The 22,770-nt window shown below is 37.8% G+C and carries 23 protein-coding genes; 8 read left to right on the top strand and 15 right to left on the bottom strand.

Features of this window, described 5'->3' with window-relative positions; genetic code table 11:
- Positions 1 to 12: 12 nt before the first annotated feature.
- Complete coding sequence (locus tag GHT08_RS16105; protein WP_163582569.1) at positions 13 to 585, bottom strand: TetR/AcrR family transcriptional regulator; 573 nt, start codon at positions 583 to 585, stop codon at positions 13 to 15.
- A gap of 194 nt (positions 586 to 779) precedes the next feature.
- Between GHT08_RS16105 and GHT08_RS16100 the strand changes: the two genes are divergently transcribed.
- Positions 780 to 1,541, top strand: coding sequence for a glucose 1-dehydrogenase (locus tag GHT08_RS16100; RefSeq protein WP_163582498.1), 762 nt, complete (start codon positions 780 to 782; stop codon positions 1,539 to 1,541).
- A gap of 138 nt (positions 1,542 to 1,679) precedes the next feature.
- Positions 1,680 to 2,870 (top strand): M14 family metallopeptidase, encoded by a 1,191-nt coding sequence (locus GHT08_RS16095; RefSeq protein ID WP_163582497.1) that lies wholly within the window; start codon positions 1,680 to 1,682, stop codon positions 2,868 to 2,870.
- A 36-nt stretch (positions 2,871 to 2,906) separates the two neighbouring features.
- Here GHT08_RS16095 and GHT08_RS16090 read toward each other — a convergent pair whose 3' ends face one another.
- The 10 genes from GHT08_RS16090 to GHT08_RS16045 form a co-directional block, all read right to left on the bottom strand.
- Positions 2,907 to 3,578 (bottom strand): NAD(P)H-dependent oxidoreductase, encoded by a 672-nt coding sequence (locus GHT08_RS16090; protein ID WP_163582496.1) that lies wholly within the window; start codon positions 3,576 to 3,578, stop codon positions 2,907 to 2,909.
- Between the two features lie 111 nt (positions 3,579 to 3,689).
- Entirely contained in the window at positions 3,690 to 4,166 is a 477-nt protein-coding gene (locus GHT08_RS16085) for a DUF2975 domain-containing protein (protein ID WP_163582495.1), read from the bottom strand.
- A 209-nt stretch (positions 4,167 to 4,375) separates the two neighbouring features.
- Complete coding sequence (locus GHT08_RS16080) at positions 4,376 to 5,293, bottom strand: aldo/keto reductase (RefSeq protein ID WP_163582568.1); 918 nt, start codon at positions 5,291 to 5,293, stop codon at positions 4,376 to 4,378.
- 60 nt (positions 5,294 to 5,353) lie between these two features.
- Positions 5,354 to 6,439, bottom strand: a complete 1,086-nt coding sequence (locus tag GHT08_RS16075; RefSeq protein WP_163582494.1) for an ABC transporter ATP-binding protein — start codon at positions 6,437 to 6,439, stop codon at positions 5,354 to 5,356.
- Positions 6,436 to 8,160: an ABC transporter permease gene (locus GHT08_RS16070; protein WP_163582493.1), complete on the bottom strand. Its 1,725-nt coding sequence runs from the start codon at positions 8,158 to 8,160 to the stop codon at positions 6,436 to 6,438. The genes GHT08_RS16075 and GHT08_RS16070 overlap by 4 nt, the downstream gene beginning before the upstream one ends.
- 12 nt (positions 8,161 to 8,172) lie before the next feature.
- Positions 8,173 to 9,180, bottom strand: coding sequence for an ABC transporter substrate-binding protein (locus GHT08_RS16065; RefSeq protein ID WP_163582492.1), 1,008 nt, complete (start codon positions 9,178 to 9,180; stop codon positions 8,173 to 8,175).
- A gap of 342 nt (positions 9,181 to 9,522) precedes the next feature.
- Positions 9,523 to 10,392 (bottom strand): ROK family protein, encoded by an 870-nt coding sequence (locus GHT08_RS16060; RefSeq protein ID WP_163582491.1) that lies wholly within the window; start codon positions 10,390 to 10,392, stop codon positions 9,523 to 9,525.
- A gap of 13 nt (positions 10,393 to 10,405) precedes the next feature.
- A complete protein-coding gene (locus tag GHT08_RS16055; protein ID WP_163582490.1) occupies positions 10,406 to 11,788 on the bottom strand; it encodes a glycoside hydrolase family 32 protein in 1,383 nt (460 codons plus the stop codon).
- A 224-nt stretch (positions 11,789 to 12,012) separates the two neighbouring features.
- Positions 12,013 to 13,398 carry a sucrose-specific PTS transporter subunit IIBC gene (locus GHT08_RS16050; RefSeq protein ID WP_163582489.1) on the bottom strand — a complete coding sequence of 462 codons (1,386 nt, stop codon included), beginning with the start codon at positions 13,396 to 13,398 and terminating at the stop codon, positions 12,013 to 12,015.
- A 104-nt stretch (positions 13,399 to 13,502) separates the two neighbouring features.
- Positions 13,503 to 14,486, bottom strand: coding sequence for a LacI family DNA-binding transcriptional regulator (locus tag GHT08_RS16045; RefSeq protein WP_163582488.1), 984 nt, complete (start codon positions 14,484 to 14,486; stop codon positions 13,503 to 13,505).
- A gap of 190 nt (positions 14,487 to 14,676) precedes the next feature.
- Here GHT08_RS16045 and GHT08_RS16040 point away from each other — a divergent pair, with 190 nt between their 5' ends.
- Genes GHT08_RS16040 through GHT08_RS16025 form a run of 4 tightly spaced genes read left to right on the top strand, consistent with a single transcriptional unit; the run spans position 14,677 to position 18,102 of the window.
- On the top strand, positions 14,677 to 15,597 hold the full coding sequence (locus tag GHT08_RS16040) for a metal ABC transporter solute-binding protein, Zn/Mn family (RefSeq protein ID WP_163582487.1): 921 nt from the start codon (positions 14,677 to 14,679) through the stop codon (positions 15,595 to 15,597).
- Between the two features lie 11 nt (positions 15,598 to 15,608).
- Positions 15,609 to 16,352 (top strand): metal ABC transporter ATP-binding protein, encoded by a 744-nt coding sequence (locus GHT08_RS16035; RefSeq protein WP_163582486.1) that lies wholly within the window; start codon positions 15,609 to 15,611, stop codon positions 16,350 to 16,352.
- Complete coding sequence (locus tag GHT08_RS16030) at positions 16,349 to 17,218, top strand: metal ABC transporter permease (RefSeq protein ID WP_163582485.1); 870 nt, start codon at positions 16,349 to 16,351, stop codon at positions 17,216 to 17,218. The genes GHT08_RS16035 and GHT08_RS16030 overlap by 4 nt, the downstream gene beginning before the upstream one ends.
- On the top strand, positions 17,215 to 18,102 hold the full coding sequence (locus tag GHT08_RS16025) for a metal ABC transporter permease (protein ID WP_163582484.1): 888 nt from the start codon (positions 17,215 to 17,217) through the stop codon (positions 18,100 to 18,102). The genes GHT08_RS16030 and GHT08_RS16025 overlap by 4 nt, the downstream gene beginning before the upstream one ends.
- Before the next feature lie 22 nt (positions 18,103 to 18,124).
- Here the strand turns inward: GHT08_RS16025 and GHT08_RS16020 are convergent, their stop codons facing one another.
- Both GHT08_RS16020 and GHT08_RS16015 read right to left on the bottom strand, forming a co-directional pair.
- Complete coding sequence (locus GHT08_RS16020) at positions 18,125 to 19,054, bottom strand: prenyltransferase (RefSeq protein WP_163582483.1); 930 nt, start codon at positions 19,052 to 19,054, stop codon at positions 18,125 to 18,127.
- 14 nt (positions 19,055 to 19,068) lie between these two features.
- Positions 19,069 to 19,551 carry a hypothetical protein gene (locus tag GHT08_RS16015; RefSeq protein WP_163582482.1) on the bottom strand — a complete coding sequence of 161 codons (483 nt, stop codon included), beginning with the start codon at positions 19,549 to 19,551 and terminating at the stop codon, positions 19,069 to 19,071.
- A gap of 86 nt (positions 19,552 to 19,637) precedes the next feature.
- Between GHT08_RS16015 and GHT08_RS16010 the strand changes: the two genes are divergently transcribed.
- Both GHT08_RS16010 and GHT08_RS16005 read left to right on the top strand, forming a co-directional pair.
- On the top strand, positions 19,638 to 19,928 hold the full coding sequence (locus GHT08_RS16010) for a hypothetical protein (RefSeq protein WP_018931278.1): 291 nt from the start codon (positions 19,638 to 19,640) through the stop codon (positions 19,926 to 19,928).
- 65 nt (positions 19,929 to 19,993) lie between these two features.
- On the top strand, positions 19,994 to 21,718 hold the full coding sequence (locus GHT08_RS16005; RefSeq protein ID WP_163582481.1) for an ABC transporter ATP-binding protein: 1,725 nt from the start codon (positions 19,994 to 19,996) through the stop codon (positions 21,716 to 21,718).
- A 13-nt stretch (positions 21,719 to 21,731) separates the two neighbouring features.
- Here GHT08_RS16005 and GHT08_RS16000 read toward each other — a convergent pair whose 3' ends face one another.
- Both GHT08_RS16000 and GHT08_RS15995 read right to left on the bottom strand, forming a co-directional pair.
- A complete protein-coding gene (locus GHT08_RS16000) occupies positions 21,732 to 21,932 on the bottom strand; it encodes a helix-turn-helix transcriptional regulator (protein ID WP_018931280.1) in 201 nt (66 codons plus the stop codon).
- Positions 21,929 to 22,441 (bottom strand): DUF6773 family protein, encoded by a 513-nt coding sequence (locus tag GHT08_RS15995; RefSeq protein WP_163582480.1) that lies wholly within the window; start codon positions 22,439 to 22,441, stop codon positions 21,929 to 21,931. Before GHT08_RS15995 ends, GHT08_RS16000 begins: the two co-directional genes overlap by 4 nt.
- Between the last annotated feature and the right edge of the window lie 329 nt (positions 22,442 to 22,770).

The raw sequence follows: 22,770 nt of genomic DNA, 5'->3' as shown, positions 1-22,770 counted from the left end.
ATTGCTCTCGCTTTAACTGTATCTTGTGAACTGCAAAATCGTTAACAGTTGATTGGACATATAGCAAGCACTATATTTAAAATCTTGGTTAATCCATTCCATAATTAAACCCCATATCGCATATGCCTGATAGCTCGCTAATAAATTGTGTTCAATTCCCTTTATATCCTGCGTCTGTTCTACTACCTCTCTCATTAAATCTGTTAATTGCATGCAAATCCGGCTCTGTAATCCAACAAGTGCATTGGATTTTGCTATAATCGTATAGAAAACCGCGTGATTTTCTACATGATCAAATATTTTTATAGCAGACACATTTAAATTATTGATCGAAATCTTCTCCCCTTCTTTTAATGGTTCGCGATAAGAATCAATTAAATCAACAATAATATCATCTACCATTTCTTCTAATAACTCTTCTTTATATTGAAAATGTTTATAAAAAGTTCCACGGTTAACGTCGGCAGCTTGGACAATTTCTGTCACTGTAATTTGTTGAAGATTCTTCTGTTGTAACAGCGATATTAATGCATTCTTCAAGGCAATTTTCGACTTTCGCACTCTTCTGTCATGGTAATTATCCATCAACAATTCCTCTCCTTTTGTTTAATATTTCGCAAAATATATACATATTGTTCAAAAATGTACACTAACGAACAATGGCTGCATTGATTGATGATTGTTTCTATCATCCTTTTTAGATTATACTGTAAACAAATGTTGATTAACAAACATTTGTTTATTTATAGTTAAACGTTGACATAATGGGAGGAATGAAGATGATATTAAAAGATAAAGTTGCTGTTGTGACCGGTGCTGCATCTGGGATGGGAAAAGCTATCGCAGAACGATTTTCAAGTGAAGGGGCAGCGGTTGTACTAGCAGATTTAAATGCTGATGGTGTGAATAATCTTGCCGCAGAACTCGAAAAAAATGGTGGAAAAGCTAAGGCAATTGAAGTAAATATTACAAATGCAAACGATATTGACCTGATGATAGAAACGGCTGTTAATGAATTCGGCACGTTAGATATTCTAGTGAATAACGCTGGTATCATGGACGGGTTCGAACCGGTTAATGAAATTGACGATGATCGTTGGGATTTAATTTTTGATGTGAATACAAAGGCTGTAATGCGTGCAATGCGTAAAGCTGTTCCTGTTTTCTTGGAAAAGGGACAAGGAATCATCATTAATACCGCATCTTCCGGAGGGTTAAACGGGGCACATGCTGGTGCAACATATACAGCTTCCAAGCATGCTGTCATTGGTTTAACAAAAAATACAGCGCATATGTATGCCCAAAAAGGAATTCGCTGTAACGCGATAGCACCGGGTGCGGTTCAAACAAATATTCAAGGATCTATGAAAAATATCAGTGAATACGGTTCTGAACGAACAAAATTAGCGCAAAGTCTGATTCCAAACGTCGGAACTCCTGAAGATATCGCAAATGTTGCGTTATTCTTAGCTTCTGAGGAATCTAAATTTGTAAATGGAACGACGATTACCGCTGATGGTGGCTGGACTTCTGCTTTCTAGATAAAATGAGATTATGTCCGTTTAGGACCAAGATATAATATAAATCGTCATTTCATATAGTGATGGAATGGCGATTTGTCATGATTCAAGGCTTTCGATCATAGGATGAAATAGCAGCTAAGAACGGAGGTCATGTTGATGAAAATTCAAGTTATACAAGGGGATTCATTCTGGTACTACAGTCAATTATTCGGAATCCCTCTTCCTTTAATTATTGCTTCTAACCAGCACCTCAACCCTAATCAACTTATGATAGGGCAAGAGGTAAGCATTCCAGGCTACCAAGCTGTAACCTATACGATACAAACGAACGATACGTTATGGTCGATCGCTCAAAGCAATCAAATTTCGGTTGATCTTTTAATACGAATAAATCCAAGCGTCCAGCCAACACAACTTCAAATTGGGCAAACAATTACTCTTCCTCAACGAATTACAACTCCGGTTATTACCGATGTAAATGACTACACATATGAAAAAATGGTTACAGATCTCCAACGACTTATTGAACTTTACCCTTTTATTCAACAACAATCGATTGGAAATTCAGTATTAGATAAAGAGATAATTGAATTACAAATAGGTAGTGGATCAAGACAAAAACATATTAATGGATCTTTTCACGCACAAGAATGGATCACTACCCCTGTTATTATGCTCTTCCTGAATGATTATGCATTAGCATTGACCAATAATTCACCAATACGTGGGTTAGATATGTTAACCTACTTTGAATCGAATACGCTCTCTCTTGTTCCGATGGTAAATCCAGATGGCGTTAACCTTGTCATCAACGGCGCAGAGGCTGCAGGGTCACAACAAGATTTTGTACTGTCACTCAATAATGGGAATACGGATTTCTCGGGATGGAAGGCTAATATTAATGGGGTGGATCTGAACAATCAATATCCAGCATTATGGGAAACAGAAGCAGCCAGAAAACCGGATTCACCAGCGCCACGAGATTTCCCAGGTTACGAACCATTATCAGAACCTGAAGCAATTACCATGGCTGATTTGGCGAGAGCGCGACCATTTGAAATAATGAACGCTTTTCATACACAAGGCGAAGTGATTTTTTGGGGATATCAAGGAATGGAGCCATCAGCCTCTGAAACGATTGTTCAAGAATATAGTCGTGTTAGCGGATATGAGGCCGTTCAATATGTTGATAGCTTTGCGGGATACAAGGATTGGTTTATACAGGAGTTTCGCAGGCCTGGTTACACTGTCGAGTTAGGTTCAGGTATGAACCCACTTCCAATTAGTCAATTTGATGAGATTTACCAAGAAACATTAGGGATTATGTTAGCCACCCTTTATATGTGAAGAAAGCCGTGGTATCTTTAACCACGGCTTTACATATTATACAAATTTCACGATATCATCAAACGGACGTCTGCTTTTCTCTGGAGCATCCTGCAAGCGATAGCCGAACGCTGCCATTACAGAAATCGAAAAGCTGTCTTCTTCTAAAAGTCCCTCTTCATGTAGTAATTCGTTCATTTCTTTCATTGGGAAACCTTCAATTGGACAAGAGTCAACACCTATTTGGGCAGCAGCTGTCATCATATTAGCCAGTGCTATATATGTTTGCTTAGATGACCAGTCTAGCATACGACGATCATCGACCAATAAATCAAAATCTTCTTTCTGGAAGTTTTCAATCATCGGTAATAATCCTTGTAATGCTTCATCAGGGTATTGATGTACGTTTTTGTAATGGTCAAGCAGATATTCAGCATCATACTTCGTATCCTTTGCTGTTCGAGCTAAGAATATAACGAAATGACTAGCATCCATTACTTTCCCTCTTGCTCCCCATGACGTATTTTTAATTTTTTCGCGCAATTCCGGACTTTGAATAATTAAAAATCTCCACGGCTCAATACCAAATGAACTTGGAGATAAGTACCCTGTTTCAAGTATGAACCGGAAATCCGCTTCCTCTATTTTTTTATTCGGATCGAATTTTTTCGTTGCATGTCGATAATGCATCGCATCGATGATATCCTTTTTAATTTGATTTTTATCCATATTTTGTCACCTCCAAATTACTTCCCCTTTATTATACGAACTCTAGGAAAAAACACATAATATTCTGCTTTATAATGCTTGAGCTTCTTCGTATTTATATATTCTATCTTCTCAGACTGTTAAATCATTTTCCGATTTTATATCTATTGCTTCTTGTAAAAGTCGATGTAAAACTGCAGCAAAAACAGCAATTACCATTGAAGCAAAGATAGGGACCATTCCGAATATGATAAGACCTGGAGCATCATCTTTCTCTGCCACAAGGTAAACGAACGGAATGATAACGACATACAAGCTGCTGATTGTGATAGCACAATTTTTTATATTCTTTAAAGCTTTAACAGATATTTGCGAGAAAGCTTTATTTTTATCAATATGGTTTAAAAGTCTAAAAGCCCAATACAATGCCATGTAAAATGGAATCGCTGATAGATACATCCCTATTACAATGGGATACAGTAAATGAGCATAGTCGGGGCTTACTGGATTATTAGCTAACTTAACTAATCCAAATAGACACAAAGCTAGAACTGGAATTCCAATAAAAAGAACAGCTATCTTTAAAAAGAGCGTTGAACCTTTTTTCAAAAAAGCACCTCATTTCATTATTCTTCATTTGAATTATAGCACATTTTTATCGTTTAACAATAAATAATTACTGTTTTTTGTTATTTTTTTATTGTGATAAATTTAAATTGCATATTTTAAAGACATAAAAAAAGAGCATTCCTACTTGTAAAGAAATGCTCTAAAAACTAAAGTAGCTGTTTATCTATAAGATAAACAGCTACTAATTCTTACGGCAACTTATTCCCCGCAATCCGATACAAGTCATACCATTCTTCTCTTGTCAGATTTACTTCTGATGCTTTCGCAACATTTTGCAGTCGTTCAGGATTCATAGTACCTACAATAGGCTGCATTCTGGCTGGATGACGTAAAATCCATGCAATTGCAATCGCTGATTTCGTGACACCCTTTTTCTCTGCATACTCTTGTAATTTTTCATTTAATATCGGGAATTGATCATTATCAACAAATACACCTTCAAAGAAACCGTGCTGGAATGGGGACCATGGCTGGATCGTCATATTATGAAGACGACTGTAATCCAACACTCCTCCATCTCGAACAATCGCTGGATCATGCTCCATATTTACATTTAGACCAGCATCGATCATTGGTGTAAACATCAAGCTTAATTGCAGCTGGTTAGCTACTAAGTCTTGCTCGACATATTTTTTTAGTAATTCGATTTGGGTCGGATTTTGGTTACTTACCCCGAAGTGGCGAACCTTTCCACTTTGCTTTAACTCATTAAATGCTTCTGCCACTTCTTCTGGTTCAACTAGTGTGTCTGGCCTATGTAATAAAAGCACATCTAAATAATCTGTTTTTAATCTTTTTAAACTGCCTTCCACTGAGGCAAGAATATGTTCTTTGGAAAAATCAAAAAAGCCGTCGCGAATCCCACATTTCGATTGAATCACCATTTTTTCTCTAATAGATGGGTTCATATTAATCGCATCAGCGAAAATTTCTTCTGATTTACCGCCACCATAAATATCAGCATGATCAAAAAAGTCTATCCCTAGTTCAAGCGCATTTTCAATTACACGATTTGCATCTTGCTTGGACAATTGGTCCATTCGCATACAGCCTAACGAAATTTCACTAACTTGCAAACCACTGTTACCTAATTCAAGTTTCTTCATCACTCTCACCTCTCCTATTAAATCTAGTCTCATTCTAGCATAGAGATATAATGTAAGCGATTATATTGCTTGGTGTTGATGGTTCTTGGTTGCTGTATTACGTGGCACTGATAGTTGAATATATACCGCTTCGCCTAAAGAGAATTGTTCTGATACATCAGTATGAACAGCCCATGTTTGATCTGCTACTTCTACCGTATAGTGAATTTCTTTCCCTTGAAACTGTACACTAGTAATCTGGCCAGGTAAGCCACTGCCAGTTTCATTTTCTTTAGTTAGTCTAAATTGTTCCGGCCGTACTGGATAAATGTTTTGTTCTTTCATAGCCGAAACGACACCTGTATCTGGCCAGCGGATATCGGAAGCTAACGAAGGGACAAAATGCTTCTCGTTCCAGACACCTTCTACTAAATTAGCTTTTCCTACAAAGCGTGCAACGAATGGGGAAACTGGTTTCGTATAGATGTCACTAGGTGTACCGATTTGTTCTATTTCCCCTTGGTTCATTACAACAATGCGGTCTGCCATTGCCAAAGCTTCACCCTGATCGTGTGTTACATAGACAATCGTTGCCTTTGTCAACTGATGTAAGGCTTGGATTTCACTGCGCATTTCCATTCTCAGTTCGGCATCTAGATTACTTAGTGGTTCATCCATCAATAATAATTCAGGTTGAGGTGCAATTGCCCGAGCTAATGCCACACGTTGTTTCTGTCCACCAGATAATTCGTTAGGCATCCGCTCAGCAAACGCCTCTAAATCCACCATTTTCAACACTTCGTTTATCCGTTCATGTTGGTTCTTTTTTATTTCTTTTCTAACAAATCGATGATGCATTAATGGAAAACGAATATGTTCTTGCACGTTTAAGTGCGGCCATAATGCGAAAGATTGAAAGACCATCCCGATATTTCGATGTTCAGGTGGTAATGTTTGCTGCGGATTACCAACTGCATTATTACCGATTACGATCTCTCCTTCACTCGGTGATAGAAAGCCTGCTAATAACCGAAGTAATGTTGTTTTGCCACAACCAGAAGGACCTAAGATCGCAATAAGTTCCCCTTCTCGTACTTGCAAATTTATTTTTTTAAGTGCTTGAAATCCGTCAAATTCTTTACTTAGTTGATTAATTGCTATTGTCATTTGACGTTTGCCACCTTTCTGTTCCAAAAGTATTGAAGCACATATAATGTGATAAAACCAAATAAAATGAAGGCGATGATCAAACTGGAAAAAGCTGTTGAATAAGTGGTGTAACCAGATTGTTCAAAACTGAAAATAACCACTCCGATTGTTTCACTATTACTTGACCACAATAAGGAAGATACTGTTAATTCGGTTAATGCTGTGAGGAAAACCAAGAATGCCCCACTTAGCACACTCGGTAATAACAGCGGAATTAGTATTTTTCGCCATTTCGACCAGCCATTCGAGCCACTCACCATTGCCGCTTCTTCCATAGACACATCTACTTGCATAATAGCCGTAATACTTCCTCTTACTTGCAAAATTAAGAATCTAGTAATATAAGCGATAAAAAGAATCATTACTGATCCATATATTCCTGGATTCCAGCCAGGTACAGGCTCCATCCAAGCAAAAATCATCGCTAACGCCATTACGGTACCTGGTAGTGCGTATGGTAAACTAATCGACATTTCTGAGAATTGACTCCAGCGATTTGGTTTCCGCACACGATAATAAGCAAAAGCCGTACCAATGACCACGCCAATAATAGTGGTTACTAGCGCTAATTGCAGACTGTTTCCGATTGCTCGTTTTGCCTTTGGACTATTTTCCAAGAAAAATTGATAGTTTTTCAGACTGATATTTTCCCAGGTGAAGTCCAATCCATACGCTGATAATAAAGAAGTCATTAACATTGAAATAAAAGGTACTAAGCTCGTTAACAAGAAAAAGCTCCATAATAGGAATTCTATCAAGTTTTTGGATTTTCCAAGGTGCACGCGAGGCTTTTTGTCTTCTACAGTTGTTTCCAAGCGTTTAGACTTTTTTAATAACAGCCATTGCACCAATGTACCACATAAAGCAATAATCCCAAGCAAAACAGAAAGTGTCGCCGCCCGTTGAAATGCTGACGGTCCAAAACCAACTACTTGCTGATAAATATAGGTACTTAATACATCAATTTGTGCAGGTATCCCCAAAAAAGCTGGAATACCAAAATTGTCAAGGTTAGCAAGAAAAGCTAGGAAACCACCACTCGCTATTCCTGGGAGAGCCAATGGTACCGTTACTTTCAAAAAGGTTCTCCACCCACTTGCACCAGATACACGTGCCGCTTGTTCTACTTCACGCGGCACCTTACGAAATACACTTACAGAAAGCAAGTACACTAATGGATAATGAGAAAATCCCAATACAAAAATGATCCCACCCATACTGTATAAATTAATAGGCTCCAGTGAAAAAGGTAGAAACGTTACTAATTTTCCATAAAGACCATTTGCACCTAAAAATTGTGTCCATGCTAATGTCGATATATAAGACGGGATCACAAAAGGTAAAATAATAAACACCTGCATCCATTTCTTTGCACGTATATCTGTATAGGCAACGAGCCATGCCAGTAACACGCCTAATGTTACCGAAATGGTTGTGGAACCTACGACGATCAGAATAGTATCCGTTAATACAGACCAAGTCTTGCTATCTTGTAATATATCGGTATAGTTTTGCAATGATAGCTGACTGTCTACTTGAAAACTTAGCAAAACCAATCGTAAAACTGGTACTAAAAAGAAAATAATAATCGTCAGTAAGGCAATAATTTTAATAAATTTCATTTTAAACAGAGAAGATAATGCACGATTCGGCATTATCTCCTTGGACATATTTTTCATTCTTGACTCATCCTATTCTCCAAACAATTCAGTAAAACGTTCTTTATCTTCTTCTCTTGCTTGATACAATTCATTAATATCTGCATCTAATACATTCATCTCATCAATAGTCTTCAATCCTTCTGGTGCCTCGACACCTTCACGGATTGGTGTATAGCCAATGTCCTTTGCTAATTCTTGCCCTTCTTCAGAAAGGACAAAATCAACAAACGCTTGGGCTGCTTCTTGATTTTGCGCCTCTTTCATAATACCAATTGGCTCTGTAATAACTGGAACCCCTTCATCAGGATAAACTAATGTAACCGGAGAACCTTCTGCTTCTGCACGCGCGACAATAAAGTCTACAACCATTCCATAATCAACTTCGCCATCTGCTACTGCTTGCAGAACTCCTCCATTTCCTTGCGTAACGGTCGGATTATTTGCTTGCAGATTTTCATAAAATTCCCAACCAAATTGATCATTTCGGGTAAACACACCTAAATTATATGCTGCTGCTCCAGAATATAACGGACTAGGCATTGCTAAATTATCTGTTGCCTCTGTTAAAGCATTCCATGAAGTTGGAAGTTCTGAAACATTATTGGTGTTGACAACCATTGCCGTTGACATCACTTTTGTCCCTGCATACATATGATCTGGGTCAACAAAATTATCTGGTATCGTTTCTAATTCAGGTGATTCATAAGCTTGCAGCATTTCTTGTTCCTTTAAACTTTCAAATGTTACCGCATCTGCAACAAGCAAAACATCTGCTTGTACATCACCAGCTTGCGCCTCTGCTTGTACTTTACTGATTACCTCTTCCGTCCCAGAACGATATGTAGAAACAGTTACATCTGGATATTGTTGATTAAAAGCTTCCACTAATTGCTCGGCATCAACATCAGGTTGGGATGTATAGAACGATAATTCACCTGATACTCCATCTTCTTCTCCCGATGTGCTATCAGAACAAGCAGTAAGTAATAATAGAGTCATAAATAAAATAATAGAAGATTTAGATTTAAATTTAAACATTGTATGATTTCTCTCCTTTACATTTTGTCTGTTAATTAGTCTGTATTGATTATTGTACAGGCTGACTATTAATAACAATTAAACGGAATGTATGGAATTTGTTAAGTACGTGTAAAGGAAGAATAAGGTAACCGTGTGGTTGGAGGGGTTTTTGAAGAGAGAATGTAAATTTGTTTACATTTCTTTAAAACAATGGAGCTAATTATTTCATAGATAAAAAAGCTGACTGAAAGTAAAATCAGTCAGCTAAAACTAATCAATAGCTGTTTCCATAATAAAGGGGCTGTACCCTTTATTATGGTTTCGATTATGGTCTAAACAATGACCTATATAGTAATAAGGTTATTCCTGCATCGCCAAATACAAAGCACCTTTCACTCCTGCTTCATCAGTCAATCCAGGTGATACGATATAACGATCGATTTCTTTTTCCGTTAAATATGGCGAACTGACATAGCCATTAAGCATTTCAAGTACATTTCTTCGTATCAAAGGAAAGAGCTGTTGTTGTTTCATGACGCCACCACCCATAATAATCCGCTCTGGTGATAAAATGTAAATATAGCTAGTCAATGCTTGTGCTAAATAAAAGGCTTCCATTTCCCAGACTTTTTGATCATCTGCAAGTTCATGACCTTTCTTTCCCCATCTCTTTTCTAAGGAAGGGCCAGCAGCAACACCTTCGAGACAGTCACCATGATAAGGACAAGTACCTTCATAGCTATCTTCCGGATGACGACGGACTTTAATATGTCCCATTTCCGGATGGGATAATCCTTTTAATGTTTGTCCATGGAAATACGCTCCCGCACCGATACCAGTACCGACTGTAATATATAAGCAAGTATCTACATCTATCGCATTTCCCCATTTCGCTTCTGACATTGCTGCTACGTTTACGTCGGTATCAATAATGATTGGGACACCTAAACCTTCCTTTAATTTAGCTCCTAATGGATAATCCACCCAGTCTGTTTTCGGTGTTTTTTGTAATTGACCATATGCAGGACTTGTTTCATTAATATCAATCGGACCAAAGCCTCCAAGTCCAAGGCGCTTGATACCTTTTCCTTCGAAGAAAGCCAACACTTTTGGCACGGTAGTATCAGGATGTTCTGTTGGAATAACTTCTTTTTCAAGAATATCACCTTGATCATTACCTACGGCTAAAACAAATTTGGTTCCTCCAGCTTCAATTGCACCTAACTTCAACAAGGTTACCTCCCTAAAACTTCTGCCTTAACGACCATAATGACAACTGACCTTGTGCTTGTACCTCTAATGTTGAATGATAAAAACTAGCAAACATACGTGAGGTAAAGACGAGTTCCCCGCCATTAATAAATATTTCAAATGAAGAGTGATCTAGAAAAATACGAATGTCGTTTAAGTCTTTTTCGACAATCCCTACTCGTTCTTCTTTTTCACCATTATCGAATGCCGGTCGCGTTAATTTGATAGTTCGATTTTTTTTATCAAAATCTATTGTAGCATAATCGAATATCGTAATATATCCTTTTTCACTTGTAATTTCATCTAGTAGTATTTCGCTCGCTCTCGGAATTGTTTTGGTTATAGGTCCAAGTTCATGAACGATCAATTCATCCCGTAATTCGACGAGCTCTTCTACAGGCTTTTGATAGATTTTCCCATCCTTTAATTCTAGTTCCCGAGGTAATGTTAATTGATGGATCCAGTGATGCTTTTTAGTTGGATGATATTCTTCTTTCTGATCTGGTACACCCATCCATCCAAATAACAAGCGTCGTCCTTTTTCATCTAGGGTGGTTTGTGGTGCATAAAATTCGAAACCGCGATCTAATTCTGAGAACTCTCCAAACGTAAAATGATCATTCCATTTCCCGATCACATAGCCGCTTTGATAGACATTCCGGTTATTGATACCCTCTGCTCTTAATCCTTGGGGGGAAAAAAGTAGTACATATTGCCCATCTAGTAAGAAAAAGTCTGGGCACTCCCACATATATCCAAATCCATCTGCCAAGATACCTTTGTACTCCCAGTCTTGAAGATCTTCTGACTCATACCAAACAACAGAGCCTGTGTTATCTTCTTTTTGAGCTCCAATCACCATATAAAATTTACTGTCGTCATTCCATACCTTTGGGTCACGGAAATGAGCAGTGAAACCATTTGGAAGTTCAATTAGTACTCCTTTTTTATCAAAATGAATCCCATCTTTGGATGTCGCTAAACATTGGTATGTTTCCCGAACACCATTAGTTTTGACATTACCAGTGTAAAAAAGATGGAGTTGATCATCATGTGAAATGGCACTTCCCGAGTAACAACCATCTTTATCAAACCATTCACTTGGTGTTAAAGCGATCGGTTCTTGCTTCCAATCCACTAAGTTTGTGGATGAGAGATGTCCCCAGAACTTTGCCCCATGCTCGGTTCCAAACGGCATCCATTGGTAAAAAAGATGATAGATGCCATTCCATTGAATCCAACCGTTGGGATCATTGATAAGACCTACAGGCGGTGCTATGTGATAGGTCGGTCGGTAAGGATCAGAAGTGACGATCACCTGATATTTTTCTACTTCCTGTTGTGCTTTCTGTCGCAATTCTTGATCTCTATCCATTCGATTATCCCCTTGTAAAATTATTGTGGACATTTTTTCATAATTTGACTATTTTTTGTCCAAAAGATTCAGTCTTACGGACACTTTTTCTTGGAACAACTAATTTCTGTCTATACGATCCATTCTTATGGAATTAAACTAGATTTGGCTATCTTTTGTCCGTAAGACCAGCATTTATAGACAAAAGGCCGGAGCAATCCGGCCTTTTCTTATCACGGTTACTTTTATTTATCTTCCTTATACCCAAAGAAGTAGGTTAAACCGAATGCGATACCAATTGCCACAAGGTTTACTAAAATATATAAGAATAATTGTTCATTCAAATAAAGTAATATACCAGGAATTACGGTGATGGCCATTCCGGTTGCCTGTAAATTAAATAATGTTGCGATAAAACCAGCGATACTTCCACCGATTAATCCCATTATAAATGGCTTACCATGACGTAGGTTAATACCAAAGATCGCTGGTTCGGTAATTCCTAGAAATGCCGATAATGATGAAGGATACGCTAAAGCCTTCATTTTCTTTTGCTTTGATTTTACAGCAACAGCTAATGCTGCACCACCTTGGGCTGCAATCGATGCTGTAATAATAGGGTTGAAGGGGTTGTGATTTAGGTTTTCTAACAACTGGATTTCCAAGAAATTAAAGATGTGATGAACCCCCGTGATAACGATGAGCTGATGGAAAAATCCAATGATTAATCCACTTAATCCTAGGGGTAATTCTAGTAATGCCATTGTTCCGTCAAAAATCCAATTTTCTACTAAGTGTAGAACTGGACCTAATGCAAATAACGATAAAATGATCATAATTAGTAAGACTAAAAATGGTGTTACAATTAAGTCCAATGCTTCCGGAACACGCTTACGGAAAAACTTCTCAATCTTTGCTCCGATTAAACCGGCAAAAAATGCTGGTAAAACGGAACCCTGATAACCGATTACTGGAATAAAACCTAAAAAGTAAAGTGGTTCCGCTGCACCTTCTGCTACTGCCCATGCATTTGGCAATGATGGTGAAACAAGCATTAACCCTAGTACTAAACCGATTACAGGTGTGCCGCCAAATACTCTAAAAGTTGACCATGCTACAAGAGCCGGCAGAAAGACAAATGCTGTGTCTGTTAACACTTCAGTAAATAATAAAAAGTTGTCCGAAATACTATCGGGTGTTAAACCAAATAATGCTAATACTTGTTCTTGCGTAATCAGTCCGCGTAACCCCATAAATAAACCGGTTGCAACAAGGACAGGAATAATTGGTACAAAAACATCACCAAATGTGCGGATAGCCCGTTGAAAAGTAGTACCTTGCTTTTTGGTTTCTTCTTTCATTTCTGTTTTGGATGAACCAGAAACACCTTGATTGGTCACTGCCTCGTAAATCCGGTTTACTGTTCCTGTTCCAAAAATAATTTGGTATTGTCCTGAATTAAAGAAAGCTCCTTTTACTTTATCAATCTCTTCTACTTCTTCTACATTCACTTTCTCACGATCATGTACCATAATACGCAGTCTCGTTGCACAGTGAGCAATCGATTGAATATTCTCTTCTCCACCTATGGCATTGATGACTTGTTTTGCTATCTCTTCATTACTTGCCATCTAAGATTACCTCCTCTATTTTATTAAAAGTGGGATCGATTCCATATCAACCAAAAATGATAACGAATGATATGGGATCGTTCTCACACATTCGTTAAAACAGATTATAAACTATTTCCTGACAATCGTCTATAGGTATGGGTTAATTTTTTTGTTTTTTTGTAACCGTTTAATTGTCTCATAAGCAAACTAGTAATAGCGGTACCAGCTTCTTCGTTCTGAAAATCAATCGTTGTTAGGACAGGCTCAATATATTTGGATAAACGCGACACTCCCGTTGTTGCCATACCGATATCCGCTGGAATATTATAATGATTTTCTTTTAAATATTGCATCGCACCGACTGCCATATTGTCCGTTACAACAAAGACAGCATCTGGTTTCATCGTTTGATTCATAATCGTTTCCATCGCATGATAGCCAGAATCAATACTAAAATCACCATAAGTTATCCGTTCAGTTAAAACCGGTAGATTATGCTCCTTTAATGTATCAATATATGCTTTTTTCCTTACTATTCCTACTGCAGGATCATCCTCCGGTACCCCAATAAAACTAATATCTCGGTAGCCTTTCTCAATCATGTAGCTAATCATTTCCGCTGTTGCCTTATAATCAGGATAATGTATCGATGTAGTCCCCGGCATGTCTTGGCCAAGTACAACGACTGGAACATCTGATTGTTTGATCTCCTCCACTAGAGCTTCGTCTGTATTGGTTCCTAATAAAATAATTCCATCCACATTTCGGGATTGTAATAGTCTGATAAAGACAATTTCTTTTTCCTTTTCCAATAAGGTTTGCGTCAACAGCATTTGATAATCATTTTCCTGCAACACTTGATTAATACCATCCACAACACGACTGGCTGTTTCGGTGCTTATTTTCGGTAAAATCACTCCAACTACACCCGTTTTTTTCGTTCGTAACGATTTGGCTGATTGACTCGGGAAATAACCGGTCTCTTCGATAACTTTATCTATTCGTTCCTGAGCTTCCTGGCTTACATAGCCATTTTTATTCAAATGGCGTGAAACCGTTGAACGCGATACATTAGCTAGTCTTGCAATATCATTGATTGTTGTCATAACACTCTCCTTCACACTAATTCATGCTTACTATTTCCCTTAGTATACCAAAGAGCCAAAAAACAAAAAAGAAATAGTTGACATTTTTTCATCAACGCATATAATTTAGATATAGGAAACTTTTGTGTGTACGTCTATTTTTTTATCGTAAAAGTTTCCCTTATAAAACTTTTTTAGGGGTGGAGAATTTATGGCGAAAAAATGGTTATTAGGGATTGTTTTATGTTTAGGACTACTTAGTGCTTGTGCAACAAATGATGCAAGCAATGACTCCGCAGAAATACAAGTCGTCACAACAATTGCGCAAATTGCAGACGTTGTAGAAAACGTTGGCGGAAACCTAGTAGAAGTGCAAAGTTTAATGGGTCCTGGAGTAGACCCACATTTGTACAATGCAGTACAAGGTGACATTGAAACATTAGAAAGTGCAGAGATCATCTTTTATAACGGTTTACATCTTGAAGGTCAGATGGATGAAATATTTGAACAAATGCAAAACCAAAAACCAACGATTGCAGTTGCTGAACAAATCGATTCAGCTAAACTATTGGCAGATCCTGAAAATGAGCAAGTCTACGATCCACATGTTTGGTTTGACATCTCGATTTGGAAGGATGTAGTGCAAGTAGTAGCTGACGAATTGAGCAGCTTAGACCCTGATCATGAGACACATTTCCAAGACAATGCTCAAACATACCTCGAAGAATTAACGGAGACAGAAAGATATGTTGAAGAACAAATTAATGAAATACCAGAACGAAGCAGAGTTCTCGTCACCGCTCATGACGCTTTTCATTATTTTGGCAAGCGTTACGGATTTGATGTTGTTGGCTTGCAAGGACTCAGTACAGAATCAGATTACAGTGTCCATGATGTGAATCACATAGTTGATATATTGATTGATCGCGATGTTAAAGGTGTATTTGTTGAGAGTAGTGTCTCTGAACGTTCGATCGAAGCTGTAGTAGAAGGGGCAAAAGAAAAAGGACATTCTGTAGAAATTGGTGGGGAACTTTTCTCTGATGCAATGGGGGAAGAAGGAACGGAGGAAGGCACCTATATCGGAATGGTTAAACACAACATTGACACGATTGTAGATGCACTAAAATAGGAGGGGTACTCATGTTAGCACTATCTGTTCACAACTTATCTGTGCAATATCAACAACAAAAAGTGCTGGAAAACGTTCACTTACAGGTACCTAAGGGTTCGATTACTGGAATTATCGGGCCAAACGGTGCTGGCAAGTCCACGCTAATGAAAGCAATACTAGGATTAGTTCCGATCACCGAGGGAAAAGTTAATGTTTTGGAACAACCTTTTACGCAACAGAAAGATCTGATCGGCTATGTTCCACAACGTAGTGAAGTCGATTGGGATTTCCCCATCAATGCTTTAGACGTTGTTTTAATGGGGCGTTACAAACATTTCAAACGATTTAGACCGATTTCCAAGCAAGAAAAAGATTTAGCAATGACATTTTTAAAAGAAATTGGAATGGAAACATACGCAAACAGACAAATCAGCCAGTTATCTGGAGGACAACAGCAGCGGGTTTTCTTAGCTAGAGCACTTGCACAAAACACACCAATCTATTTTATGGATGAACCTTTTGCAGGTGTTGACGCGGCAACAGAAAAAATGATGATTCAACTGATGAAACAATGGAAAAATGATGGAAAAACGGTCATCATCGTACATCACGATCTACAAACCGTCCAGGAATATTTTGATCACGTTCTATTATTAAATAAAAAGACAATCGGTTGTGGTAAAACAAGTGATGTCTTTCAGCCGCAAAATATTGAACGAACATATGGAGGCAGCTTAACTTTTCCACCTTCTATTGCGGGGAATTCGCTATGATAACGGAATGGATGACATTATTAGAAAGCCCGAACTTTCGCTGGGTCATGATCGGTAGCTTATTATTAGGGTTTTCTAGTGGAGTAATTGGCTGTTTTGTCTATTTACGCAAGCAAAGTTTAATTAGTGACGGGATGGCACACGCAACATTACCAGGAGTGGCATTCATGTATATTTTGTTTCAAAACAAATCCCTACCAGTATTGTTAATAGGTGCCACCGTTACAAGTCTTTTAGCAACTTCTTTTATTCAAATGATTATCAAACAAACGAAATTGAAAACAGATGCGGCAATCGGAGTGATTCTATCCGTTTTCTTCGGGTTTGGGATTTTATTATTATCCTACATCCAGCAAAATATGTCCGGAAACCAAGCAGGAATTGATTCATTTATTTTCGGGCAGGCAGCATCCATTGTAAAAAACGATGTCTATACTATTGGGGTAGTTTCCCTATTTGTTTTGCTGCTTACTGTGATCTTTTTTCGTGAATTTCATTATACAACATTTGATTTTACCTTTTCTAAAGGAATTGGAATCCCAGTAAAATGGATCAATGGTTTACTTTTCTCATTGTTAGTAGCTGTCATTGTCATCGGGATTCAAATGGTAGGTGTCGTATTAATCGTTGCATTATTAATTACCCCTGCCCTTGCTGCAAGATACTGGACAGACAGTCTTGGCAAAATGACAATCATTAGTGGGACATTCGGGGCAATATCGGGATTGATTGGTACGATATCGAGCAGTGTTATCCAAGATTTGCCGACTGGACCAATGATCGTTTTAACGGCTTCTGTTCTATTCTTTATATCATTATTATTTGGCTTTACAAAAGGACTGGTCGTTAGGAGGTTGGTAAGATGACAACCTATACGATGTGGATTATTATTACCGGATGTCTTGTAGGTTTCACTTGTGGCATAAGTGGTTCGATTCTTGTGTTGCGAAAAATGGCTATGATAGCAGATGCGATCAGCCACACCGTCTTATTAGGGATTGTGCTCGCTTTTTTCGTTACCCAATCTATATCTGGTTTCCCTATGTTAATCGGGGCATTGGTAATCGGGTTATTTACGGCTATCTTTATTGAGATGCTACATCGAACAGGAATTCCATCTGATGCTGCTATTGGTGTTGTATTTACCTCGCTTTTTGCACTTGGTGTTGTACTGATTTCATTTATCGGAAACCAAGTTCATTTAGATGTTAAGCATGCATTGATGGGAGAAATTACGTTTGTCCCTTGGAATCAATTAACGTTTGCTGGGGTAAACTATGGACCTGTTGCCGTTTGGATGCTTAGCATTGTTTGCATACTTAATATCGTGATGATCATAATTTTCTATCGTCCGATCAAAATCTCTACATTTGATCCGGCTTATGCAAAGTTAATTGGTATTCCAGTTGGTTTTATTCATTACTTGTTAATGTCGATGGTTTCGCTATCTACCGTCGCTTCCTTTGACAGTGTTGGCGCGATATTAGTTGTAGCCATGTTAATTGTTCCCGGAGCAACCGCTTATCTTTTAAGCGAGCGATTTTTACTAGTCATTGTTCTGAGCGGACTTATTGGCATTTTGTCTGCTATTAGTGGTTATATGGTTGCAAGCTTCTGGAATGTATCGATTGCAGGTGCGATGGCCACTATGACTGGTGTCTTCTTTCTTTTGGCATATTTATTTAGTCCAAAACAAGGAGTACTGGTCAAAAAAATACAACATAAGAAATCAAAGGTCCGTGTTTCCTAGAAAGAGCTTAGCGAAACTGGTATTAACTTGATATAAGTGTTCCAATGATTAATAATAAACTAAAGATAAAATGATGAAGGGCTGCTTGTCGCATCCCTTTTTTTATGCTATTAGACGTCGGCTTGATGTAAGTCATTAACCGGTAACTAACTGGAAATGCTAATAAGACAACAGATGCTGTAAAAGGTAATAAGTCTGTCATGATCAATATAAACACAGATAAATAAGCTGCGATAACGATTAGTATTAATAACCAATAGGCCTTCACGTGGCCGATTCGAATCGCAATTGTTTTTCTCGTGGACTGATCTTTGTTAATGTCACGGATATTATTAGTCAAAATCATCGATGCTATCAGAAAACAAAAAGGAAGTGCCAGTACCAGTGTCTCTGTTGTCACGAATCCTATTTGAATATAGCTGGCAATCATAATCGGAAACCAGCCTAACGAAAAAATTGACGTGACTTCTCCAAGTCCTAACGTAGATAAAGAAGAACGACCTGCCGAATAAAAATAACCGAGCACTAAACCAGTAATCCCAATTGCGATAATTACCAAACTTGTCCGAATCGCTAACCATAACGTTAAACTGGAACACACGATTACTAGCCCAATAAACACCAAAGGAATCTGTTGTAAATACGGTGTCACCCCTATTTTTCCTTGAGCTACCTCAAACCATTTTCCTTCCTCTTGGCCTTTTAAAAAATCAAAATAATCATTAAGCATATTGACTGCCATCTGAACCATAACCCCGATAACAAGAAACAATAAGAAATGCTGATAATTAATTGCTTCCCAGTCCCCACCGGAAGCAATCAGCGTACCATAAATCATTGGCATGATCGATCCTGTTAAAGTTGGTGGACGAATAACCTTCCACCAGCTACCTTGATATTTATAGGTATGATTCAATTGACGATACCCAAATAAACCGATGTGCTTATCCATTCAATCTCTCCTCTCTAAATGATGACCATCAGCCAAATCAGCATAAAAAAGCCTAAACCTTCTATTGAAGAGATAAAAGCTACTTGTAATAAGCTAAAGTATAATAAACGCGGATAACCTTTAGCAGCCATCTTCCAAATGATATCCCGTGATAACACTTTTATAAAAGCACGATAGCCGATAAACGTTCCCCATATTAATGTACATAACCCAATAAAGAGTGAAGTAATCCACCATTTTCCGTAATAAGTAGTAAAAAGCATCGTCAAACTGTTAACCGGCCCGCTAATTCCCATTAAAAAGCCTGTTATCAGTACTGTTATACCTGCTAAAGCAAATCCTTTATGACTCCATTTCATTACTTGTAGAAGAAATTGCTTTTGCTGAAAAATTGGCAAGATCCTTGTCACAGGGTAAACACCCCAGACCAGAAAAAATAATCCACCAATCCATAGAATACCTGCCACCATATGAATCCATAATAATAGTGAGTTCATGATCGCCCGCCACCTTCTTAATTACTATTGTAGCGGACCGATTGCGTCTAAGAATTGATCTATATCACAATAATGGAGGTATATTAATGGAATGGTTTCTTATTCTCGCGATTTTGACAGGTAGTTTGATTGTTTTGCTGATGCATTGGGGGTTATTTTTACTGCAAGTGGTATTCGCTGTAGTGGTTACAAGCTTTCTTCCGACAGACTGGATCTGGGGAGCTTTGATCATACAAGTGATATTTGGGTTATGGATAGTACGTCAAACGTTTCAAGCCGCATGGTATCAGTACCAACTAGAACTGGAAAAAACACAACGCATTCCCCAGCATTATACCGAAGGCGGCAGATCAGGTATTAAGAAAAACTTTTTATAATAAGCTTATTTGGTAAAATTCTGCTATAATATGTTAGTCAATAATCAAAAAGGAGTATTACTAACATGTTAAAGCAGTTTTTTTCTTATTATAAACCGCATAAACGACTGTTTATCATTGATTTTTCCAGTGCTGTCATTGTCGCGATCTTAGAACTCGCCTTTCCTATTGCCGTACAGTGGTTAATTGATGAATTATTACCTGAACGTGATTGGGATCTAATTGTGACAGTCAGTATCTTGTTATTTGCAGTCTATCTGCTCAGTACCTTCTTACAATATGTTGTTAGTTACTTAGGACACAAATTGGGAATTAATATTGAAACAGATATGCGTGAGCAATTATTTACACATGTACAACGCCAGTCATTTCGTTTCTTTGATAATACGAAAACTGGTCACATTATGAGCCGAATCACGAATGATTTATTTGATATTGGTGAATTGGCACACCATGGTCCGGAAGACTTTTTTATTGCGATTATGACTTTTACCGGAGCATTTTGGATTATGTTCACCATTAACCCAACACTTGCTTTAATTGCTTTAGTGATGGTGCCGTTGTTAGTTGCTTTAGTAACATATTGTAACATCGCCATGAACAAAGCATGGCACCAAATGTATCATAATATTGCTGGTGTAAATGCCCGTGTCGAAGATGCTGTATCTGGTGTAAGAGTCGTTCAATCTTTTACAAATGAAGATTTTGAATTAAAACGATTCAACCATGATAACGGCTTATTCCGCAAAGCAAAAATTAAAGCATATAAAGTGATGGCAGGAACACATTCCAGTATTTATATGATGACTCGTTTTCTTACGTTAATTGTCCTTATTGTCGGTGCATGGTTAAGCTTTAATGGCAATTTAACCTACGGAGAATTAGTCAGTTTTGTTCTTTATACCAATGTTTTAATTAAACCGGTGGATAAGATAAGTGCATTGTTAGAATTATACCCGAAAGGAATGGCTGGATTCCGACGTTTCCAAGAAATTCTGGCAAAAGAACCAGAAATTAAGGATGATCCTAATGCCGTTACTGTCGATAAACTAACTGGTGATATCAAATTTAAGCAAGTCGATTTTTCCTATGATAGTCACCAACAAGTATTAGAAGATATTAATTTACAAATCCATCCTGGAGAAACGGTCGCATTTGTCGGCCCTTCTGGTGCAGGGAAAACTACGATTTGCTCATTGATACCAAGGTTTTATGACATAGATGACGGATCGATTACGATAGATGGAATCGATATCCGTAAAATGACGAAAAAATCATTGCGCTCACAAATCGGTATTGTACAGCAAGATGTCTTCCTTTTCACCGGAACTGTGAGGGAAAATATCGCCTACGGTAATCAAGAGGCAACGGATGAAGAGATTATCGATGCTGCCAAAAAAGCACATCTGGATCAGGTGATAGCTGAATTACCAAATGGATATGACACCCAAATTGGCGAGCGGGGCTTAAAACTTTCTGGCGGTCAAAAACAACGATTAGCGATTGCCCGTACGTTCTTGAAAAATCCACCTATTTTAATATTGGATGAGGCAACATCTGCATTAGATACGGAAACAGAACGAATGATTCAGCAATCACTTGACCAGCTTGCCGAAAACCGTACGACATTAGTGATTGCCCACCGATTAGCAACCATTAAAGATGCTGATCGAGTTGTAGTTGTAACGAATGAAGGTATTGTCGAAGAAGGAAGCTACCAGGAACTTTTAACCAAAGATGGAGTTTTTGCACGATTGCATAAGATTCAATATAAAAAAAATCAAGACTAAGTGTATGAAGCACTTAGTCTTCTTCTTGCCAAAATAAATCGTCTAATGTTTTATTTAATGTTTTACATATCGATAAACACAGCTGCAGACTTGGATTATATTTCCCCTGTTCAATCAAACCTATCGTTTGCCTCGTAACACCAACTTTTTCAGCTAGTTCGGCTTGAGACAAATCGTGCTCCACCCTTGCTACTTTCAGCTTCAAGTTTTTCATGATTCGTCATCCTCTAGCTGTTTGTCTATCACTTTATCACTGCGATGTTTGGCAGTGGTATAACTTATGACCAATACTAGAACTAGAATCGGAATATAAAACATCATGGACGCTCCAAACGTTAGAAAGAAATAATAGACCCTTTCTAGTGGAGTTTCTGCATAGTTGACAGCACTATTGATTCCGAAGAACAGCCCTAATGCTATTCCAGTCGCAACACCTATAACAATCGTTTTCGTCTGATAGCTCCACTTACTTTTACTATCATGCATTTCCACTTCTGCAGAAAACAACCCTTTTTGTGATGCTCGAACACTATAATAAATACCTGCTGCGAGAAAAATAACCATTTCGGTTGCCACATGCTCCATCTCAAAGCCGTAAATAAAAAATTTATATATCACCGATACGAAGCAAATAGCAAAAATCAAAAGATAAATTTCCCGATATATCTTATTTTGTTCATGAACAACTCGCTCATCTTGGATTTTGTTTTTCAATAAGTTCATCACTGTACCTCCTGTTATATTATATTTTTATTATACATGATATTTTACTTTATGCAATATATATTTTACATAAAGTTAATTATATAGTTCTTCCCCTCGAGAGATGTTCTCATGGACATTTTTTCCGATTTTAGCTTTCTTTTGTCCTCGAGAGCGGTTCTCGTGGATACTTTTTTCGATTTTGGCTTTCTTTTGTCCTCGAGAGCGGTTCTCGTGGATACTTTTTTCGATTTTGGCTTTCTTTTGTCCTCGAGAGCGGTTCTCGAAGAACTCGTTATCTACATCCCAAAAATTCACAAATTCCTGGTGTATGAAATAATATATTCAAA

The organism is Gracilibacillus saliphilus (assembly GCF_010994085.1).
Classification (GTDB): Bacteria; Bacillota; Bacilli; order Bacillales; family Amphibacillaceae; genus Gracilibacillus; species Gracilibacillus lacisalsi.
Note: the sequence above shows the minus strand (reverse complement) of the source record. Positions and strands in the feature narration are given on the sequence as shown.

Excerpts from the sequence above, each read along its gene's own strand:
- GHT08_RS16055 (WP_163582490.1), bottom strand. The coding sequence starts at position 11,788 with ATGGATAGAGATCAAGAATTGCGACAGAAAGCACAACAGGAAGTAGAA.
- GHT08_RS16105 (WP_163582569.1), bottom strand. The coding sequence starts at position 585 with ATGGATAATTACCATGACAGAAGAGTGCGAAAGTCGAAAATTGCCTTG.
- GHT08_RS16005 (WP_163582481.1), top strand. The coding sequence starts at position 19,994 with ATGTTAAAGCAGTTTTTTTCTTATTATAAACCGCATAAACGACTGTTT.
- GHT08_RS16015 (WP_163582482.1), bottom strand. The coding sequence starts at position 19,551 with ATGAACTCACTATTATTATGGATTCATATGGTGGCAGGTATTCTATGG.
- GHT08_RS16010 (WP_018931278.1), top strand. The coding sequence starts at position 19,638 with ATGGAATGGTTTCTTATTCTCGCGATTTTGACAGGTAGTTTGATTGTT.
- GHT08_RS16040 (WP_163582487.1), top strand. The coding sequence starts at position 14,677 with ATGGCGAAAAAATGGTTATTAGGGATTGTTTTATGTTTAGGACTACTT.
- GHT08_RS16090 (WP_163582496.1), bottom strand. The coding sequence starts at position 3,578 with ATGGATAAAAATCAAATTAAAAAGGATATCATCGATGCGATGCATTAT.
- GHT08_RS16065 (WP_163582492.1), bottom strand. The coding sequence starts at position 9,180 with ATGTTTAAATTTAAATCTAAATCTTCTATTATTTTATTTATGACTCTA.
- GHT08_RS16075 (WP_163582494.1), bottom strand. The coding sequence starts at position 6,439 with ATGACAATAGCAATTAATCAACTAAGTAAAGAATTTGACGGATTTCAA.
- GHT08_RS16100 (WP_163582498.1), top strand. The coding sequence starts at position 780 with ATGATATTAAAAGATAAAGTTGCTGTTGTGACCGGTGCTGCATCTGGG.
- GHT08_RS16000 (WP_018931280.1), bottom strand. The coding sequence starts at position 21,932 with ATGAAAAACTTGAAGCTGAAAGTAGCAAGGGTGGAGCACGATTTGTCT.
- GHT08_RS16045 (WP_163582488.1), bottom strand. The coding sequence starts at position 14,486 with ATGACAACAATCAATGATATTGCAAGACTAGCTAATGTATCGCGTTCA.
- GHT08_RS16070 (WP_163582493.1), bottom strand. The coding sequence starts at position 8,160 with ATGAAAAATATGTCCAAGGAGATAATGCCGAATCGTGCATTATCTTCT.
- GHT08_RS16030 (WP_163582485.1), top strand. The coding sequence starts at position 16,349 with ATGATAACGGAATGGATGACATTATTAGAAAGCCCGAACTTTCGCTGG.
- GHT08_RS15995 (WP_163582480.1), bottom strand. The coding sequence starts at position 22,441 with ATGAACTTATTGAAAAACAAAATCCAAGATGAGCGAGTTGTTCATGAA.
- GHT08_RS16080 (WP_163582568.1), bottom strand. The coding sequence starts at position 5,293 with ATGAAGAAACTTGAATTAGGTAACAGTGGTTTGCAAGTTAGTGAAATT.
- GHT08_RS16095 (WP_163582497.1), top strand. The coding sequence starts at position 1,680 with ATGAAAATTCAAGTTATACAAGGGGATTCATTCTGGTACTACAGTCAA.
- GHT08_RS16035 (WP_163582486.1), top strand. The coding sequence starts at position 15,609 with ATGTTAGCACTATCTGTTCACAACTTATCTGTGCAATATCAACAACAA.
- GHT08_RS16050 (WP_163582489.1), bottom strand. The coding sequence starts at position 13,398 with ATGGCAAGTAATGAAGAGATAGCAAAACAAGTCATCAATGCCATAGGT.
- GHT08_RS16025 (WP_163582484.1), top strand. The coding sequence starts at position 17,215 with ATGACAACCTATACGATGTGGATTATTATTACCGGATGTCTTGTAGGT.
- GHT08_RS16020 (WP_163582483.1), bottom strand. The coding sequence starts at position 19,054 with ATGGATAAGCACATCGGTTTATTTGGGTATCGTCAATTGAATCATACC.